A 17369-nucleotide genomic window follows, 5' to 3' on the forward strand; every position below is an offset into this window, starting at 1 on the left:
GACTCCAGGATCCGGGTTGTAGGGGCGCCCTGGAGGGCGGGCGCCGCCGCGGCGGAAGTCCACACGTTCGTCCGAAGGTTCGCCAGCAGCGACTCCGCCTCGGCCTGCCGTGCGAAATCGAGTTCGACCACCACGTAGTTCGGATCCTCCACCGGGCGGCTGATCCGGTGTGCGGTGACCCCCGACGCCGCGCGGTTGACCGGATCACGGTCGAACGCCGTTTTCCACATGCCAAAATCCTTGATCGCGTGCTCGATCTGCAAGGTGTACATCGCACTCATTCCTTCCGTTTCCTGCTCCTGGCTGGTGTGGCATGTTCCACGCTAGGCGGGGCCGGGCCCGGTGCGGTATCCCAGAAATCTGGTGGCGGGCAGGGGCATACTGAATTCATGACCACCAGCTGGGCGCTGAGCCGGAGTCTGGAACGCATCGGGGAGCTCTGCCGGGACGTGCTGGACGACAAGGAGCTGCGCCGCGGAGTGCTTGCGGAACTGGGCCGGATGGTGCCGTTCAGCGCCTTTGCCTGGCCGCTGTCGGATCCCGAATCGGCCACCGGCATTGCGCCGATGGCCAGGATCCCCTGCCCGGAAGAACTGCCGGAGCTGATCCGGCTCAAGTACCTGACGCCCGGCTGCCGTTGGACCGCCCTCATCGGGCTGCCCCGGCCCGCGACCACGCTGCTGATGGCCACGGGCGGCGATCCGGCGCGCAGTCCCCTCTGGAGCGGCCTGCTGAACCGCTACGGCGTGACGGATGTGCTGTCGGCGGTCTTCGCTGACAAACATGGCTGCTGGGCCTGGCTGGATCTCTGGCGTGCAGGGGATGAAGGCACCTTCTCCGGGCCCGAGACCGACTACCTCGCCACGGCCGCGCCGCTCGTGGCGGCCGGCCTCCGGCGGAGCCGTGCGGCACAGTGCCGGCGGGATGCGGAAGCCGGCAAATCCGCCTGGCCGGTCGTCCGGAAGCCTTTGCCGCCCCAGGCGGTGCTGACCCTGGACGAGACTCTGGCCGTGGTGGGGCAGACGGCCTCGGCCGGAGACTGGCTGGGGCTGCTGCAACGTGGGCCCCGGCCGTACGAGGGCGTTCCGGCGGAGGTCCTTAATGTTGCCGCACAGCTGCTGGCCAGGGAAGCGGGGGTGGACGCGAACGCTGCGATGTCGAGGGTACCTGTCGGCCTCGGTGCCTGGGCGCTCCTGCGCTCCACCCGATTGGAAGACGGCCGGACGGGGGCAACGCCTCCGCTGGCGGTGACCATCCAGGAATGCCCGGCGGCGGACCGGCTCGAGGTGTTCGCCCGCTGCTTCGCCCTCACCCCGCAGCAGCACCGGCTGCTGGAACTCACCGCCGGGGGACTGAGCACAGCGGAGCTGGCCGCTGCCCTGCGGATCCGCCCCTACACCGTGCAGGACCAGTTCAAGGCTGTCTTCGCTGCCTGCGGCGTCCGGAGCCGGGGTGCGCTGCTGGGCCTGGCACTTGGCACTGCGGCTGTGCGTGCCGATACCGGCCAGACCCCTGCGGCGTCGTGAAGACCCCTGTTGTGAAGGGCCCGGTCGGGAGGGGCCCGGCCCTGGTCACCCGGAACAGGCTCGGCTAGCCGCCGGCGAACGGCGGCAGCACGTCGACGACGTCGTCCGGCTTCAGTGCCGCCGTGCGGTTCCGCACCGCCACCTCGTTGAGCAGGAAGCTGCTGCGGGACAGCAGCCGCGCCAGCGGCGGGGTCCCGGCCGGCGGTTCCGGGCGCTCGACGGCGAGGATCGCCGCCAGGAGCGAGGCGACGGTGGCGTCCGCGGGAAGGTCAAAGCGCTCCTCGTCGACGCCGGCGGCAGCGCGCGCGGCAGCGAAGTAACGTACGTTCACAGGTGGTTCAGCCTCCGATGGCGCTCATGCTGCGGTCCGGCTGGACGAAGTCCGGGGCGTCCAGCCCGACGTGGTCCATACCGTGGGCCTTGGGCTTGATCCACATCGCGTCCTGCCAGCGCCCGGCGAGCTGTTCGTCGCTTGCGCCCTCGCGGAGCAGCCCCAGCAGGTCAACTTCCTCACGGGAGAACAGGCAGCTCATGATTTTGCCCTCGGCCGTGATGCGGGTGCGGCGGCAGTCGGAGCAGAACGGCTCGGTCACGGAGGCGATGATCCCCACGGTTCCCAGCACCGGGCCGGTTGCTTCGACGGTGCCGGGCACCCGGGCCCGGACCTCGAAGCGTTCCGCCGGGGCGCCGTCGCGGTCCCGCGGATCAGCGCTGAGGACATAGTCGACGGAGAGCAGTTCGCGGATTTCAGCGGCAGTGATCATGTTCCGCCGGGTCCAGCCGTGGTCGGCGTCGAGCGGCATCTGCTCGATGAAGCGCAGCTCGTAGCCGCGGTCCAGCGCCCAAGCCAGCAGCGCCGGGGACTCGACGTCGTTGATGCCGCGCATCAGTACCGCGTTGAGTTTCACGGGCCCCAGTCCGGCGGCCCAGGCGGCGTCCACGCCAGCCAGGACCTTGTTCAGGAAGGGACGGCGGGTCAGCTGGGTGAAAGTTTCCTCGTGCAGCGAGTCCAGTGAGACGTTGATCCGGGACAGCCCGGCCGCCTTGAGCCCGGCGGCTTTCTTGTCCAGCCCGACGGCGTTTGTCGTCATGGAAATCGGAAGGTCAGGGTGAGCCTTTCGGAGCGCAGAAATGATGTCCAGCAGGTCGGCCCGGACCAGCGGTTCGCCGCCGGTGAGCCGCAGCTCGCGCACACCGAGCATGTCGACGCCGATCCGCACGATCCGGACAATTTCCGCCGCCGACATAACAGCCTGCTTTGACAGCCACTCCAGGCCCTCGGCCGGCATGCAGTAGGTGCAGCGCAGATTGCATTTGTCGGTCAGGGACAGCCGCATGTCCGTGGCGCGGCGGCCGTAGCGGTCGACGAGGCCGGCGGGCATTCCGGCGGGACGCCCGGGCAGCTGCGCGCCGGCGGTGCCCGCGCCGGGGCCGTCATCCGCGCGGGGCTGGGGCATACCAAGCTGAACACTCATAATGTCAGGCTACGCCACCTCGGCGCCAGCATCACAGCTGGTGGGCCCGGGGATTCCCCCGGCGGGATCCTTTCGGGGTCCCGACGCTCTTTGTTCTGCCGCCGGGCCGGCACGAACCTATGCTGGAGAAGTGAACACCACGCAGCACGGGCAGCCGGGCACATTCCCCAACCCCGGCCCGCAGACCCCCGGGCCGGGAATGACGGACCGGCAGGCGACCAGCTGGGCCGCGGCGGCCGGCATCGCCGCCGTCGGAACGGGGGTTGCCCTCGGGGAACTCGCGGCAGGACTCGTGAGCCCCTCGCTCTCCCCGGTGACGGCTGTCGGCGGCGCCGTGATCGACGCGGTCCCACCGGGCGTCAAGGAGTGGGCCATTGCGCTGTTCGGCACCGCGGACAAGGTTGCCCTGCTGGGTGGCATGGGGCTCCTCATCGCTGCCCTGGCAGCACTGTCCGGAATTGTGGAGCTGCGGCGCGGCTTCGCCGGGGTCGCCATTATTGCCGTCTTCGGCGTGGTGGGGCTGGCGGCTGTACTGGGCCGGACGGAACTGACGGCGAACGCGGTCCCGGTCCCTCTGCTCGCCGCCGCTGTGGGCATGGTCCTGCTGCGGTGGCTGGTCCGTCGGCTGCGGGAGTGGCGCACCGAAGCCGGACCGCCGGCTGCCCGGCTGCCCGCTGGGCCGCCGCCTGCCGGACCGGGCACCGCGGCACAGCCTCCCTCCCGCCGCCGCTTCTTCCACGCGCTCGGCGGGACGGCCGCCGTCGCCGTGGTGGCCGGCCTGCTGGCCACGACGTTCCGGGGAGCCGCCGCCGCCGTCAGTGAACTGCGCAGCAAGCTGGTGCTCCCCGCGCCGGAGTCGCCGGCACCGCCGGTCCCGGCCGGCGCCGAGGTCCGGCTGGACGGTGTGGGCCCGCTGGTGACCCCCAACAAGGATTTCTACCGGATCGACACCGCCCTGCGCGTCCCGGTGGTGGACCCGGCCCAGTGGACCCTGAAAGTCACCGGCTTGGTGGAGAAGGAGGTCTCACTGGACTTCGCCGCACTGCTGGCCAAACCCCTGGTCGAACGGCACGCCACCATCGCCTGCGTCTCCAACGAGGTCGGCGGGGACCTGATCGGCAACGCCCGCTGGCTCGGCTGGCCCGTCCGGGAACTGCTCGCCCTCGCCGGCCCGAAGGACGGCGCGGACATGGTCCTGTCCCGCAGCGCGGACGGCTGGACCGCCGGCACCCCGTTGGAGGTCCTGACCGACAACCGGGACGCGCTCCTGGCAATTGGCATGAACGGAGAACCCTTGCCGCTGGAGCACGGCTTCCCGGTCCGGCTCATTGTCCCGGGCCTCTATGGCTACGTTTCGGCGACCAAGTGGGTCACCGAGCTTAAGGTGACGCGTTTCGCCGATGACGTCGGCTACTGGACGCCCCGTGGCTGGAGCGAGCGCGGTCCGGTCAAGACCTCCTCCCGCATCGATGTGCCCCGGGACGGCCGCTCCGTCAGCGCCGGAACCGTGGCCTTCGGCGGGGTCGCCTGGGCCCAGCACACCGGGATCGGGCGGGTGGAGCTCAGGATCAACGGCGGGGCGTGGCAGCCGGCCGAGCTCGCTCCCGGGATCTCAAAAGACACCTGGTACCAGTGGAAGCTGGCCGTACCGCTGACCCCCGGCCAGTACGAGGTCCAGGTCCGTGCCACGGACCTCAACGGCGTCGCGCAGGTGGAGGACCGCGCGCCGGTGGCGCCCAGCGGGGCCACCGGCTTTCACACGGTTAGAGTTGACGTGAAGTCCTAACGGTCCCGGCGCGCACGCAGGGACCGGGAGCCGGGCCGGCGAGCTAAGTCAAGGGCCCAAGACGAGGGGTCACCAACGTATGCACCGCACCCAGACACGGCACGTCACCGTGGAAGAGCACCGCGAATCGGTCCGCCGCCTCCTGGCCCCGCTCCGCACCCCGGACCGGATGGAACGGCTCCCGCTCCTCGCAGCGCTGGGCCGCGGACTCGCGGCGGACGTCGTGGCTCCGCTGGATCTGCCACCCTTCGCGAATTCGCAGATGGACGGCTTCGCCATCCGCAGCGCCGACGTGGCCGGCCTGCCCGGCGGCGGCAGCGAACTGCACGTCGTCGCGCCGGTCCCGGCCGGGGCCGCCCCGGCCGAACTCGCCCCCGGAACAGCCGCCCCGATCATGACCGGCGCCATGATGCCTCCCGGCGCCGACGCCGTGGTGCCGATCGAACAGGCCGTCCCCGCTGTATTCCCCGCGCCCGGTGTGCCGGCCACGGTCCGGCTGCCCGCCGTCCCGGCGCGGAACTTCGTCCGCGACGCGGGCAGCGACATCCGGACCGGCGAGCTGGCCCTCGCCGCCGGAACCTTCCTCGGACCCGGCCAGCTGGGACTCCTGGCCGCCCTGGGATTCACCGACGTACCCGTCTACCGGGCGCTGCGGATCCTGCTGGTCACCACCGGGGACGAAGTCGTGGAGCCCGGCAGCCCCTTGGGGCCCGGCAAAATCTACGACTCCAACGCCACCCTGCTCGAATCCTCCATGCGCCAGGCCGGACTCCACGTCACCCGGACCGGGATCTCCACGGACCGCCCCGAGGCACTCGCCGCACTGCTGCGCCGGCACGCAGCGGACGTTGACCTGATCGTCACCACCGGCGGGGTCAGCAAAGGCGCGTACGAGGTGGTCCGGCAGGCGATGGAGGGCCACGACGTCGACTTCTTCGGCGTCGCCATGCAGCCCGGCGGCCCGCAGGGCATCGGAACCTTCGACGGCGTCCCCGTCCTCGGCTTCCCCGGGAACCCGGTGAGCTGCCTCGTCTCCTTCGAAATGTTCCTCCGGCCCGCGCTGGGGGACCTGTTCGGCTGTCCCGCACCGCGCCCCGCGGTCAGGGCTCGGCTGGCCGAGGCACTGACATCCCCGGCGGGCAAGCACCAGGTCCGGCGCGGGACCGTCCTCCCCAACGGCACCGTCCGGCTCGAAGGCGGCGCCGGCTCGCACCTCGTCAGTGCCCTGGCGCACTCCAACGCCCTGATCCAGGTGCCGGAAGGAATTGCGGCGCTCGCCGAGGGCGCTGAGGTGGAAGTATGGATGCTGTGAACGAAGCAGACCCCGCAATGGGGAACCCAGGCCTGACCCACCTCCGCCAGGACGGCACGGCCCAGATGGTCGACGTGTCCAACAAGGCGGCGAGCACCCGCCAGTCCACTGCCACCGCCACTGTCCGCAGCACGCCCGAGGTCCTCGCCCTGCTCGGTGCGGGGGACCTGCCTAAGGGTGACGCCCTCGCCGTCGCCCGGGTCGCCGGGATCATGGCTGCCAAGAAGACCGCGGACCTGATCCCGCTGTGCCACCCGCTGCCGATCGCCAAGGTCACCATCGACTTCGAACTCGACGCCGACTCGGTCACTGTGTTCGCCACGGTCAAGACCCTCGGGGTCACCGGCGTCGAAATGGAAGCGCTGACGGCCGCCTCCGTGGCCGCGCTCAGCGTGTACGACATGATCAAGGCCGTGGACAAACACGCGGTGCTGACCGATATCAAGGTGCTGGCCAAAAGCGGCGGCAAGAGCGGGGACTGGACACTATGAGCATGCCCGAACCACACCGGCACGGTGAAGCCACCGGCCGGAAGGCCGGCGTCGTGATCGCCTCCACCCGGGCCGCGGCCGGCATCTATGAGGACCTGACCGGCCCGGTCATTATCGACTGGCTCACCGAACACGGCTTCGAGGCCTACCCGGCCCTCGTGGTCCCGGACGGCGAGGCCGTGGGTGCGGCCCTGCGTGCGCTCCTGACCCAGGCGCCGGCCGTCATCATCACCAGCGGCGGCACCGGCCTCAGCCCCACGGACGCCACGCCGGAGCAGACGCTGCCCCTGCTGGACCGCGAAATCCCGGGCATCATGGAGGGCATCCGCTCCGCCGGGATGGCCAAGACCCCGACTGCGATGCTCAGCCGGGGCCATGCCGGCGCCGCCGGCCAGACCTTCATCGTCAATCTCCCCGGATCCCCGAAGGGTGTTATGGACGGCCTCAGCGTGCTGGACCCCATCCTCGGACACCTGTGCGACCAGCTGGAAGGCAGCCATGGCCACTGAATCAACCTTTGACGTCGTGTCCGCGGTGCTCAGCGCCGAGCCCATCTCCGTGGACCAGGCCATCGCCGCCGTCGAATCGGATACCGCGGGCGCGGTGGTCAGCTTCAGCGGTGTGGTCCGCAACCACGACGGCGGCAAACCCGTCCAGCGGCTCAGCTACAGCGCGCACCCGACGGCGCACCAGGTGATGGCCGACGTCGTCGCACAGCTCGTCGCCGAACAATCGGCTGGCGGGGAAACCGCCGAACAGGCGGCAGGAGACGCCGGCGGGACAGCCGTCGACGCCGCCGGCCTGCCGGGCCAGCCGGTGCGGATCTGGGTGGCGCACCGGATCGGGATGCTGGAGATCGGCGACCCCGCGCTGGTCTGCGCCGTCTCCGCCGCGCACCGGGGCCAGGCCTTCGCGGTCTGCTCGGAACTCGTGGACCGGATCAAGGCGCAGGTTCCGATCTGGAAGGAACAGTTCTTCACCGACGGCACGGTCGAATGGGTCGGCGCGGGGGCTTAGCCCCGCCCCGGGGCAGCGCCGGGCGCCACTCGCGGGGCCTGTCATGCAGGGTTGCAGGTTCAGGCGGGCACCTGCCCCGGCGGTAGGGTTGATGGCATGACCGAACAACTCGCAGTCGCCGTGCTGGGCGCGAACGGGCGCATGGGCGCCGAAGCGGTGAAGGCTGTCGAAGCCGCCGCTGACTTGAAGCTTGTCGCCGCTCTGGGCCGGAACGATTCCCTGGACACCCTCGTCGACGCCGGTGCCCGGATCGTGGTGGACCTGACGGTCCCCGGGAGCACCGAAGCGAACGTCCGCTTCGCCGTCGAACACGGTATGCACGCCGTGGTGGGCACCACCGGCTGGGACGCCGGCCGGTTGGACCGGCTCAAGGAGCTCCTCGCCGGCCAGTCCGGCGTCGGCGTCCTGATCGCCCCGAACTTCGCGCTCGGATCCGTCCTCGCCTCCGCGTTCGCCGCCAAGGCCTCGCGCTACTTCGAATCGGTCGAAATCATCGAACTGCACCACCCGGAGAAGGTGGACGCCCCGTCCGGAACCGCTGTGCGCACCGCACAGCTGATCTCCGCCGAGCGTGAAGCCGCCGGCCTCCCCGCCAGCCCCGACGCCACCACAAGCGAGCTCCCCGGCGCGCGCGGCTGCGACGTCGACGGCGTCCGCGTCCACAGCGTCCGGCTCCGCGGCCTCGTGGCGCACCAGGAGGTCCTGCTGGGCGGGCCGGGGGAGCAGCTGACCCTCCGGCACGACTCCTTCGACCGGGCCTCGTTTATGCCCGGCGTGCTGCTGGGGGTGCGCAACATTGCGTCCCGCCCGGGCCTCACCGTGGGCCTGGACGGCTACCTGGACCTGGGGCTCTGAACGCCGTGGCCACCGTCCTGACCGCCTTCAAAGCCAACCGCACCAAGATCTGGGTCGGCGCCGTCACCCTGCTGCTGGTGTTCTACCTTGTGGTGTCCTTCCAGCGCGCGGTCCTGCTGATGACGGACGCCAACCCGGTGGCCAAAGCCCTCGGCGTGGCGTATCTGCTGCTGCCGGTGATCGGTGCCTGGGCCCTCATGCGCGAACTGCTCTTCGGCGCCCGGACCGAGCGGCTGGCAAAGATCCTGGAAGCCGAAGGCGGCTTGCCGGAGGATAATTTGCCGCGCACGCCCGCAGGGCGGATCATCCGCGAGGCTGCGGACCGTGAATTCGAGAAATACCGTGTTGAGACGGAAGCCGCGCCGGAGGACTGGCGTTCCTGGTTCCGGCTGAGCTGTGCCTACGACGCCGCGGGTGACCGCAAGCGCGCGCGTGCCTCGATGCGCGACGCCGTCCGGCTGTACCGGACGGGATCCCGCCAGGGCTGAGCCGCGGCCAGCAGGCCAGAGGCGCGGTCAGCGGATGCGGGCCGGCTGGTGCCGGCCGAGCTGGTTCGCGGCATGCGCCACCCACTCCAGCGGCCCGCGCCACACCAGGGCCGCGAACATGGCGCCAAGGGCCAGGATCGCCACGGCCTGCGCCCAGTAGATGCCCTCCAGCGTCCACCCGGACGGCAGTGGCTGGCCGTACAGTGAGGCCATCACGCACAGGTGGGCCGTGTAGAAGCTCAGGGTCATGGCACCGGCGCCCCGCAGCGGGAGCAGGAAGTCCCACCCGCTGCCCTGGACCAGCCGGCCCAGCAGCAGGCAGCCCCCGACGACGGCGGCCGCCACCCCCGAGGTGTGCAGCAGATCCAGGGTGGTGCCCGAATGCGGGGCGCTGGAGGCGAGCCACCAGGCGGAGCCGGTCTGGTCCACTCCGGCCAGGTTGACCTGCAGGAGGCTCCCCAGTGGATATGACGGATCGAGCAGGGACGCCTGCAGTGCAGCCCGGCCGCCCCAGTCCTCCATCATCACCACGCCCAGCCACTTGGCCAGCACCGCAACTACCGTTCCCGCCGCCAGCAGCAGCGCCGGGACCGCCGCCGACGTGAGGGCCAGCCGGCCGATCGCGAGGCCGATCAGCAGGTAGGCAATCCACTGCAGGACAGGGTAGTAGCCGGTCAGGAAGAGATCGCCGAGCAGCACCGCGGGCGTGGACAGATCCTCCCACTGGGGGTTGTGCCCCAGCTGCAGGGCCGGCACGGCGGTGAGGAGCCAGGGCCGCAGCAGGAAGGCGAGCGCCGGGGTCACCAGCACCCAGCCGAGGGCAAGTACCAGCAGGTGCTTGACGTCCAACCCCAGGAACGGCAGCACGCAAAGGAACAGCACAGCGTAGTGGACCAGGATGATGGCGATGTTCACTTCCAGCCCCCCGATGGAGAGCCCGACGGCGCCCACCACGAGGGCGCGGAGGGCGATTCCCCGGCGGGCCGCCCACAGCTGCGGCCCCTGGAGGGGGTGCTGTTTGCCGGTTGACAGTGCCAGCCCGATTCCGGCGAGCACGGCGAACAGGGCCGAGGCGCGCCCGGAAAACACCAGCCCCACCCAGGTGGGTGTGAGCTGGGCGTTGGACTCGAAGGTGGGGAACACGTGGGTGGCCATCATGCCCAGGAGGGCCAGCCCGCGGGCGGCATCGATGCCGGAGAGCCGCGTCCCGGCCGCTTTGCTTACGGCGGGCCGGGCAGTGGAGGCTGTTCCGCGCGGCGTCATCTTTTGATCGTCTCATGACGGGCACAGGTGATCCCGGGCTACGGTGCGGATCCGGAGGTGCTCACAGGAGTCACACAGGTCTTGTATTCGAATATATGTTCGAATACCATGTGGTTATGAACAATCCATCAGAGCCCGTTCAGCCGGACACGGCAGCCGGCGTCCTCAAAGCCATGAGTCCCGGCGTCGTGGACTTCCTGTTCCGCCAGCTCGTTGCCGGCGAACCCGCGGAGGACCTCCAGTGGCAGCAGGAGGGCGCGGCCCTGTCGGCGCAGCCGCCCGGCGCCGAACTGGCCCGCCGGCTTGCCGAAACCGACCTTGAAGCGCTCACACCCGGCGAACTGTTCCACTATGTCCGGGCGGCCCAGCGGCTCGCGGCGTGGGCCGAGGGGCTCCGGGAGGACGCCGTGGGCCGCTACTGCGCCACACCTTCCGGCAGGACCGCCCCGGCCGTGTGAGCGGTGCCTAGGATGGCAGGGTGACCACAGCGCTGACGCTTTCCGCCATCCAGTACACGGCCCTCGACGGCGGGCTCGCCGCCAATGTCCCGGAACATATCCGGCTGATCGAAGACGCCGACGACCACGGTGCCCGGCTGGTGGTCTTTCCCGAGCTTTCCCTCACCGGTTACCGGCTGGACGGACTGGCGGATCCGGACCGGTGGGTGACCGCCGGGGACGCCCGGCTGGACGGCCTGCGCGAAATCTGCCGGCGGACCGGAATTACCGCGGTTGTCGGCGCCCCGTTCAAGGACGCGGACGGCACGCCCCGACTCGCCTCGCTCGCCCTGCACCCCGGCGGTCAGCTGGAAACCGGTTTCAAAGTCTGGCTCCACGGCCCGGAGCAACAATCCTTCAGCGCCGGAGACCGGACGGCCGTCCTTGACCTCGACGGCTGGAGGGTCGCCCTGGCCATCGGCCCGGACGCCGGCCGCCCGGCCCATGCCCGCGGGGCGGCGGAGGCCGGCGCGGACATCTACGCTGTCTCGGCCCTTTATGCCGACGGCGAGGACAACCGGCTGGCCGGGCACCTCGGCGCGCGGGCCAGGGACAACCGGATGTTCAGCCTGCTGGCCAACCTCGGCGGTACTACCGAGCGGGGGGCCTCGGCTGGCGGGAGTGGTTTCTGGGGGCCGGACGGAGGCGTGATCCGGCAGGCGGCCGGAACGGGGACCGAAGTGCTGACCGCGACCCTGCAGCACAACGTCCTGGCCCCCTAGGTCCGGGAAGGCGCTGGCCTCCATCACCGGGCTCCCGCACCCCCCCGGCCGGCTTCCGGGTGAGGCCCGCGGGCCGGGTTTGATCTTCATCACGTCGCCGCCATTGTCACATCGCGCCGGGGACAGGGTAACGTTTTTCATATGGCTGACTCTGATACTCGCTCTTACACGTTCGGAACCCTCGTGACCGCCATGGTCACGCCTTTCACTTCCGACGGTGAGGTCGACTACCAGCAGAACGCCGAACTGGCCAACAAGCTCGTCGACGACGGCAACGATGCCCTCGTTATTTCCGGTACCACGGGGGAGACCTCCACCCTGGAAGACGACGAGAAGGAAAAGCTTTTCCGGGTCATCGTGGAGGCCGTGGGGGACCGGGCCAAGGTCATCGCCGGAACCGGTACGAACCACACCTCGCACTCGATCGAAATGGCCAAGCGCGCCGCGAAAGCCGGAGCGCACGGCCAGCTGATTGTCACCCCGTACTACAACAAGCCGAGCCAGGCCGGCATCCAGGCCCACATCGAAGCCGTCGCCGACGCCGCCGATCTGCCCGTCATGGTCTACGACATCCCCGGCCGTTCCTGCGTGCCGATCCTGCCCGAAACCATGATCCGGCTCGCGGACCACCCGAATATTGTGGCGCTCAAGGATGCCAAGGCCGATTTTGCCGCCGTCACCCGGGTCCTTGCCAACACCGACCTTGACGTCTACTCCGGCGACGACGGACTGACCCTGCCGTGGATGGCAGCGGGCGCCGTCGGGCTCGTCAGCGTCTCCGCGCACGTCGCGACGCGGCAGTTCCGCGCCCTGATCGATGCCGCACTTGCGGGCGACTTCGCCACCGCCCGCACCATACATTTCGAACTGGACCCTCTGGTCCGTGCAGTGATGACCCATATCCAGGGTGCTGTTGCTGCGAAGCAAGTTCTTAAGTGGCAGGGAGTCCTGCCCAACTCGGTTGTCCGTTTGCCCCTCGTGGAGCCGGACGAAGCTGAGATCGAAACCATCCGCGAGGACTTGGCGGAAGCCGGAATGGTCTTTTCCTGATCAGGTGTTCCAACTGATGAGTAGAGACCAGTCCGGTACCCGCCTGGAAAGTAGTGCATTATGACCCAAACCGCCCTTCCCGGCCTTGTCACGCCGCCGAAACTGCTCAAGGACACCCTGCGGATCGTTCCGCTCGGTGGTCTGGGGGAGATCGGCCGCAACATGACCGTCTTCGAAATCGACGGCAAGCTGCTCATCGTCGACTGCGGCGTCCTCTTCCCTGAGGAAACCCAGCCCGGCGTCGACCTGATCCTTCCCGACTTCTCCTACATCAAGGACCGCCTCCAGGACATCGTCGCCGTCGTCCTGACCCACGGCCACGAGGACCACATCGGTGCCATCCCGTACCTGCTGCGCCTGCGCGCCGACATTCCCCTGGTCGGCTCCCGGCTGACGCTGGCCCTCATCGAGGCGAAGCTGCTGGAACACCGGATCAAGCCGGTCACCCAGACCGTCACCGAGGGCCAGGTGCAGAAGTTCGGCCCGTTCGAATGCGAATTCGTGGCCGTCAACCACTCGATCCCGGACGCCCTGGCCGTGTTCCTGCGCACCTCCGGCGGCACCGTGCTGCACACCGGCGACTTCAAGATGGACCAGCTGCCGTTGGACGGCCGGATCACCGACCTCCGCCACTTCGCCAAGCTGGGCGAAGAAGGCGTGGACCTGTTCATGTCGGACTCCACCAACGCCGACGTGCCGGGCTTCACCACCGCCGAGAAGGAAATCGGCCCCACCCTGGACCGGCTCTTCGGCCAGGCCTCCAAGCGCCTGATCGTCGCGTCCTTCTCCTCGCACGTGCACCGCGTCCAGCAGGTCCTCGACGCCGCCGCCAACCACAACCGCAAGGTGGCCTTCGTCGGCCGCTCGATGGTCCGCAACATGGCCATCGCCGAGAAGCTCGGCTACCTCGACGTGCCCCCGGGCATACTGGTCGACATCAAGAACATCGACAACCTGCCGGACAACCGCGTGGTGCTGATGTCCACCGGTTCCCAGGGCGAGCCGATGGCGGCCCTGTCCCGCATGGCCAACGGTGACCACCGCGTCGTCGTCGGCCAGGGCGACACCGTCATCCTCGCCTCCAGCCTGATCCCGGGCAACGAGAACGCCGTGTTCCGCATCATCAACGGCCTGCTCAAGCTCGGCGCCGACGTCATCCACAAGGGCAACGCCAAGGTGCATGTCTCCGGCCACGCCGCCGCCGGCGAACTGCTGTACTGCTACAACATCCTGGAGCCGCTCAACGCGATGCCGGTGCACGGCGAGACCCGCCACCTGATCGCCAACGGCAAGATCGCCCTGGACTCCGGGGTCCCCGAGGAAAGCATCCTCCTCGCGGACAACGGCACCGTCATCGATCTCCGCGACCACCAGGCGGACATCGTCGGCCAGGTCGAGGTCGGTTTCGTCTACGTCGACGGCTCCAGCGTTGGCGAAGTTACGGAAGCGGACCTGAAGGACCGCCAGACGCTCGGCGATGAAGGCTTCATCTCCATCATCACCGTCATCCACCGCGCCACCGGCAAGGTCGTCTCCGGCCCCGAGATCCACGCCCGCGGCGTGGCCGAGGACGACTCCGTGTTCGACGAGATCATCCCGAAGATCAACGCCGCCCTGGAAGAAGCCGTGCTCAACCGCTCGGACCACACCACGCACCAGCTGCAGCAGGTTGTCCGCCGCGTGGTCGGCACCTGGGTCAACCGCAAGCTTCGCCGCAAGCCCCTGATCATCCCGGTGGTCCTGGAGGCGTAAGCCCCGGCGGCGGCGCCAGCGCCCCGCAGCTCAACGGCCGTCCCGGCCCGCCGCAGGCTCCAGCTTGCGGCAGACCGGGAGGGCCGTTTTTGCGTGCCCGGCCGGCAACATGATCCCCGCGGAGGCCCGGAAATCCGCGGTTTTCGGCCCGGCGTCAGGTACCGTAGCGGGTATGGCGACACGTACTTCCTCCGCGCCTAGAGGAAACCCCAGCGGTAAATCAGGCAGCCCTTCGGCCCGGGGCTCCGGCCCGGCTGCGTCCAAAACCAGCAAGCCCTCCGGAACAACGGGCACCGCGCGCACCCGCCAGCTGGCCGCCGTCGAACCCAGACAGCCCTGGCCGGTCCGGGTTGTGGCCGGTGCCTGGCTGGGCGTTGCCCACGTCGTCGGGGCGGGAATCCGGCGGATCGGCTACGACGTCAGCGACCTCGCCCCCGGGGACCGCCGCGACGGCGCAGCCCTGTTCAACCTCGCACTCGGGGTCTTTGTCGCCACCTTCGCCTGGTGGGGCTTCCAGGGCTGGTTCCCGGACACTGTCTACGCCATCATCAACGGCACCTTCGGCTGGATGTCGCTGCTGCTGCCGCTGATGCTGTTTGTCTGCGCCTTCCGGCTGTTCCGCCAGCCCGCCGACGGCCGCGGCAACAACCGAATCGGGATCGGCTTCCTGATCATGACCTTCGCCGGCTCCGGCCTGGCCCACATCATCGGCGGGGAACCCACCGTCGCGGAGGGGTTCGACGGACTGCGCCACGCCGGCGGCATGCTCGGCTACCTCGCCGCGGCCCCGCTGGCCGCCATCCACCCCGCCGTCCCGGTGGCCGTCTACAGCCTGCTCGCCTTCACCTCGCTGCTGATCGTCACCGCCACGCCGTTCGGTGCCATCCCCGGCCGGCTGCGCGGCGCCTACGAGCACCTCATGGGCATCGACCTGCAGGACGACGACACTGACGGCACCGGCCACGACCGCAGCTACCTCTACGAAAACGACACCCCGGCCCCGGCGAAGAAGAAACGCCGCCGCCTCTTCGGCAAGGACCACGACGAGGAGGCCGGACTCGAAGGCTACGTCGGCGACGAGGCCTTCGAACGGGCCCTGATCGCCGATGAGGAAGCCGAAGCCGCCCGATCGGCCGGCGGCGCCAAAACGGGCTCCAAGTCCGTCGCACCGGGGGTGCGCCGCCCCACCCAGGCCGAGATCGCCGTCGAGAAGATCAAGGCAGCCCAGGGGCTGGGCGGCGACGCCGGAGCGGCGGGGGAGAACGCCACCGAGGCGATCCCGCTCGTCACCCCGGGCATGATCGCCGCGGGCTCACTGAACCCGGCCGTGCCCGCACCCGGCGCCGCTGCCGTGGCAGCCGCCGCGAAGGTCCCCTCCAAACCGGTCGTGCCGGCACCCCTGCCCACCCCGATTCCGCAGCGCACCGAACAGCTCTCGCTGGCCGGCGACGTGACGTACACGCTGCCGCCGTCGGACGTCCTGACCCCGGGCTCCATCCCCAAGGAACGCACCGAAGCCAACGACGCGATTGTCGCCTCGCTGACCGAAACCCTGAACCAGTTCAACGTCGAGGCGCAGGTCACCGGGTTCAGCCGCGGCCCCACCGTGACCCGCTACGAGATCGAGCTCTCCCCGGGCACCAAGGTGGAACGCGTCACCGCGCTGTCCAAGAACATCTCCTATGCCGTCGCCAGCTCGGACGTCCGCATCCTGAGCCCCATCCCGGGCCGGTCCGCGATCGGCATCGAGATCCCCAACACGGACCGCGAGACCGTGTCCCTCGGCGACGTGCTCCGCAGCCAGAACGCCCGGCGGACCGAGCACCCCATGGTGATCGGCGTCGGCAAGGACGTCGAGGGCGGCTACGTCGTCGCGAACCTCGCCAAGATGCCCCACCTGCTCGTGGCGGGCGCCACCGGTGCCGGCAAGTCGGCGTTCGTGAACGCCATGATCACGTCCATCCTGATGCGCGCCACCCCCGACGAGGTCCGCATGGTCATGGTGGACCCCAAACGGGTGGAACTCACCGCCTACGAGGGCGTCCCGCACCTCATCACCCCGATCATCACCAACCCCAAGAAGGCCGCCGAGGCCCTGCAATGGGTGGTCCGCGAGATGGACGCCCGCTACGACGACCTCGCCAACTACGGTTTCAAGCACATCGACGACTTCAACAAGGCCGTCCGCGCGGGCAAGGTCCACCCGCCCGAGGGGTCCAAACGGGTCATCCGGCCGTACCCGTACCTGCTGGTGATCGTCGACGAACTCGCCGACCTGATGATGGTCGCCCCCCGCGACGTCGAGGACTCGATTGTCCGCATCACCCAGCTGGCCCGTGCCGCCGGCATCCACCTCGTGCTCGCCACCCAGCGGCCCTCCGTCGACGTGGTCACCGGCCTGATCAAGGCCAACGTGCCGTCGCGGATGGCGTTCGCGACCTCCTCGGTGACGGACTCCCGCGTGGTCCTGGACCAGCCGGGCGCAGAGAAGCTGATCGGCCAGGGCGACGCGCTGTTCCTGCCCATGGGCGCGTCGAAGGCCATGCGTGTCCAGGGTGCCTGGGTCACCGAATCGGAAATCCACAAGGTGGTCGAGCACGTCAAGGGCCAGCTCAAGGCCGTGTACCGCGACGACGTCGCCCCCGAGGCGCCGAAGAAGCAGATCGACGACGACATCGGGGACGATCTCGAGGTCCTGCTGCAGGCGACCGAGCTCGTCGTCACGACCCAGTTCGGCTCCACCTCGATGCTGCAGCGCAAGCTCCGCGTCGGCTTCGCGAAGGCCGGCCGGCTGATGGACCTGCTCGAATCCCGCGGCGTGGTGGGCCCCTCCGAGGGCTCCAAGGCCCGCGATGTCCTGGTCAAACCCGATGACCTGGCGACGGTTCTCGCGGCCATGAAGGGCATGGAGGTGCCCGCCATCGCCGATTCCCAGACCGCTGCGCTGAGCGAGAACGCCAACGCGAACCTCGCCCAGGGCGGCTATGCGGAGGACCTCGTCGCCGCGGACCTGGACCGGCGCGGCCAGAACACCCAGTACTACGACGGCGCCGACGGCGCCGGCGGGGGCTCCGGCCCGGATGAGGACGACGGGGGCTCCGAGGACGCCTGGTCGCTCACCGGACGGTAGCCTAG

The 17369-nt window shown here is 69.7% G+C and carries 17 protein-coding genes; 13 read left to right on the forward strand and 4 right to left on the reverse strand.

What is annotated here, in order from left to right:
* On the reverse strand, window positions 1-272 hold a 272-nt coding region (locus tag BJQ90_RS15420; protein ID WP_226761112.1), incomplete at its 3' end, for a hypothetical protein.
* Between the two features lie 117 nt (window positions 273-389).
* Between BJQ90_RS15420 and BJQ90_RS15425 the strand changes: the two genes are divergently transcribed.
* Entirely contained in the window at window positions 390-1526 is a 1137-nt protein-coding gene (locus tag BJQ90_RS15425; protein ID WP_226761113.1) for a helix-turn-helix transcriptional regulator, read from the forward strand.
* A gap of 64 nt (window positions 1527-1590) precedes the next feature.
* On the opposite strand, the gene BJQ90_RS15430 is transcribed toward BJQ90_RS15425, so the two are convergent.
* Window positions 1591-1857 (reverse strand): MoaD/ThiS family protein, encoded by a 267-nt coding sequence (locus BJQ90_RS15430; protein WP_226761114.1) that lies wholly within the window; start codon window positions 1855-1857, stop codon window positions 1591-1593.
* Window positions 1858-1864: 7 nt separating this feature from the next.
* Complete coding sequence (gene moaA / locus BJQ90_RS15435; RefSeq protein WP_226761115.1) at window positions 1865-3001, reverse strand: GTP 3',8-cyclase MoaA; 1137 nt, start codon at window positions 2999-3001, stop codon at window positions 1865-1867.
* A gap of 199 nt (window positions 3002-3200) precedes the next feature.
* Here moaA and BJQ90_RS15440 point away from each other — a divergent pair, with 199 nt between their 5' ends.
* From BJQ90_RS15440 to BJQ90_RS15470, 7 genes are all read left to right on the forward strand, one after another.
* Window positions 3201-4787, forward strand: coding sequence for a molybdopterin-dependent oxidoreductase (locus BJQ90_RS15440; RefSeq protein WP_226761158.1), 1587 nt, complete (start codon window positions 3201-3203; stop codon window positions 4785-4787).
* Between the two features lie 79 nt (window positions 4788-4866).
* A complete protein-coding gene (gene glp, locus BJQ90_RS15445; protein ID WP_226761116.1) occupies window positions 4867-6099 on the forward strand; it encodes a gephyrin-like molybdotransferase Glp in 1233 nt (410 codons plus the stop codon).
* On the forward strand, window positions 6087-6590 hold the full coding sequence (moaC, locus tag BJQ90_RS15450) for a cyclic pyranopterin monophosphate synthase MoaC (protein WP_226761117.1): 504 nt from the start codon (window positions 6087-6089) through the stop codon (window positions 6588-6590). The genes glp and moaC overlap by 13 nt, the downstream gene beginning before the upstream one ends.
* Window positions 6587-7099, forward strand: a complete 513-nt coding sequence (locus tag BJQ90_RS15455; protein WP_226761118.1) for a molybdenum cofactor biosynthesis protein B — start codon at window positions 6587-6589, stop codon at window positions 7097-7099. Before moaC ends, BJQ90_RS15455 begins: the two co-directional genes overlap by 4 nt.
* Entirely contained in the window at window positions 7089-7607 is a 519-nt protein-coding gene (locus BJQ90_RS15460) for a molybdenum cofactor biosynthesis protein MoaE (protein ID WP_226761119.1), read from the forward strand. Before BJQ90_RS15455 ends, BJQ90_RS15460 begins: the two co-directional genes overlap by 11 nt.
* Before the next feature lie 96 nt (window positions 7608-7703).
* Window positions 7704-8462, forward strand: a complete 759-nt coding sequence (gene dapB / locus BJQ90_RS15465) for a 4-hydroxy-tetrahydrodipicolinate reductase (RefSeq protein ID WP_226761120.1) — start codon at window positions 7704-7706, stop codon at window positions 8460-8462.
* A gap of 5 nt (window positions 8463-8467) precedes the next feature.
* The gene (locus BJQ90_RS15470) at window positions 8468-8950 is read left to right on the forward strand and encodes a hypothetical protein (RefSeq protein WP_226761121.1); all 483 of its coding nucleotides are present in this window, start codon (window positions 8468-8470) and stop codon (window positions 8948-8950) included.
* A 27-nt stretch (window positions 8951-8977) separates the two neighbouring features.
* Here BJQ90_RS15470 and BJQ90_RS15475 read toward each other — a convergent pair whose 3' ends face one another.
* On the reverse strand, window positions 8978-10213 hold the full coding sequence (locus BJQ90_RS15475; protein WP_226761122.1) for a heparan-alpha-glucosaminide N-acetyltransferase domain-containing protein: 1236 nt from the start codon (window positions 10211-10213) through the stop codon (window positions 8978-8980).
* A 116-nt stretch (window positions 10214-10329) separates the two neighbouring features.
* Between BJQ90_RS15475 and BJQ90_RS15480 the strand changes: the two genes are divergently transcribed.
* The 5 genes from BJQ90_RS15480 to BJQ90_RS15500 all read left to right on the forward strand — a co-directional run bounded on the left by BJQ90_RS15480 (window position 10330) and on the right by BJQ90_RS15500 (window position 17364).
* Window positions 10330-10671 carry a hypothetical protein gene (locus tag BJQ90_RS15480; protein ID WP_226761123.1) on the forward strand — a complete coding sequence of 114 codons (342 nt, stop codon included), beginning with the start codon at window positions 10330-10332 and terminating at the stop codon, window positions 10669-10671.
* Between the two features lie 20 nt (window positions 10672-10691).
* The gene (locus BJQ90_RS15485) at window positions 10692-11432 is read left to right on the forward strand and encodes a carbon-nitrogen hydrolase family protein (protein ID WP_226761124.1); all 741 of its coding nucleotides are present in this window, start codon (window positions 10692-10694) and stop codon (window positions 11430-11432) included.
* A gap of 141 nt (window positions 11433-11573) precedes the next feature.
* Window positions 11574-12482, forward strand: a complete 909-nt coding sequence (gene dapA / locus BJQ90_RS15490; RefSeq protein WP_226761125.1) for a 4-hydroxy-tetrahydrodipicolinate synthase — start codon at window positions 11574-11576, stop codon at window positions 12480-12482.
* 60 nt (window positions 12483-12542) lie between these two features.
* The gene (locus BJQ90_RS15495) at window positions 12543-14234 is read left to right on the forward strand and encodes a ribonuclease J (protein WP_024366762.1); all 1692 of its coding nucleotides are present in this window, start codon (window positions 12543-12545) and stop codon (window positions 14232-14234) included.
* 172 nt (window positions 14235-14406) lie between these two features.
* Window positions 14407-17364: an FtsK/SpoIIIE family DNA translocase gene (locus BJQ90_RS15500; RefSeq protein WP_226761126.1), complete on the forward strand. Its 2958-nt coding sequence runs from the start codon at window positions 14407-14409 to the stop codon at window positions 17362-17364.
* Window positions 17365-17369 lie beyond the last annotated feature (5 nt).

The sequence above is a fragment of the Arthrobacter sp. SO3 genome (assembly GCF_020532825.1).
Lineage (GTDB): Bacteria > Actinomycetota > Actinomycetes > Actinomycetales > Micrococcaceae > Arthrobacter.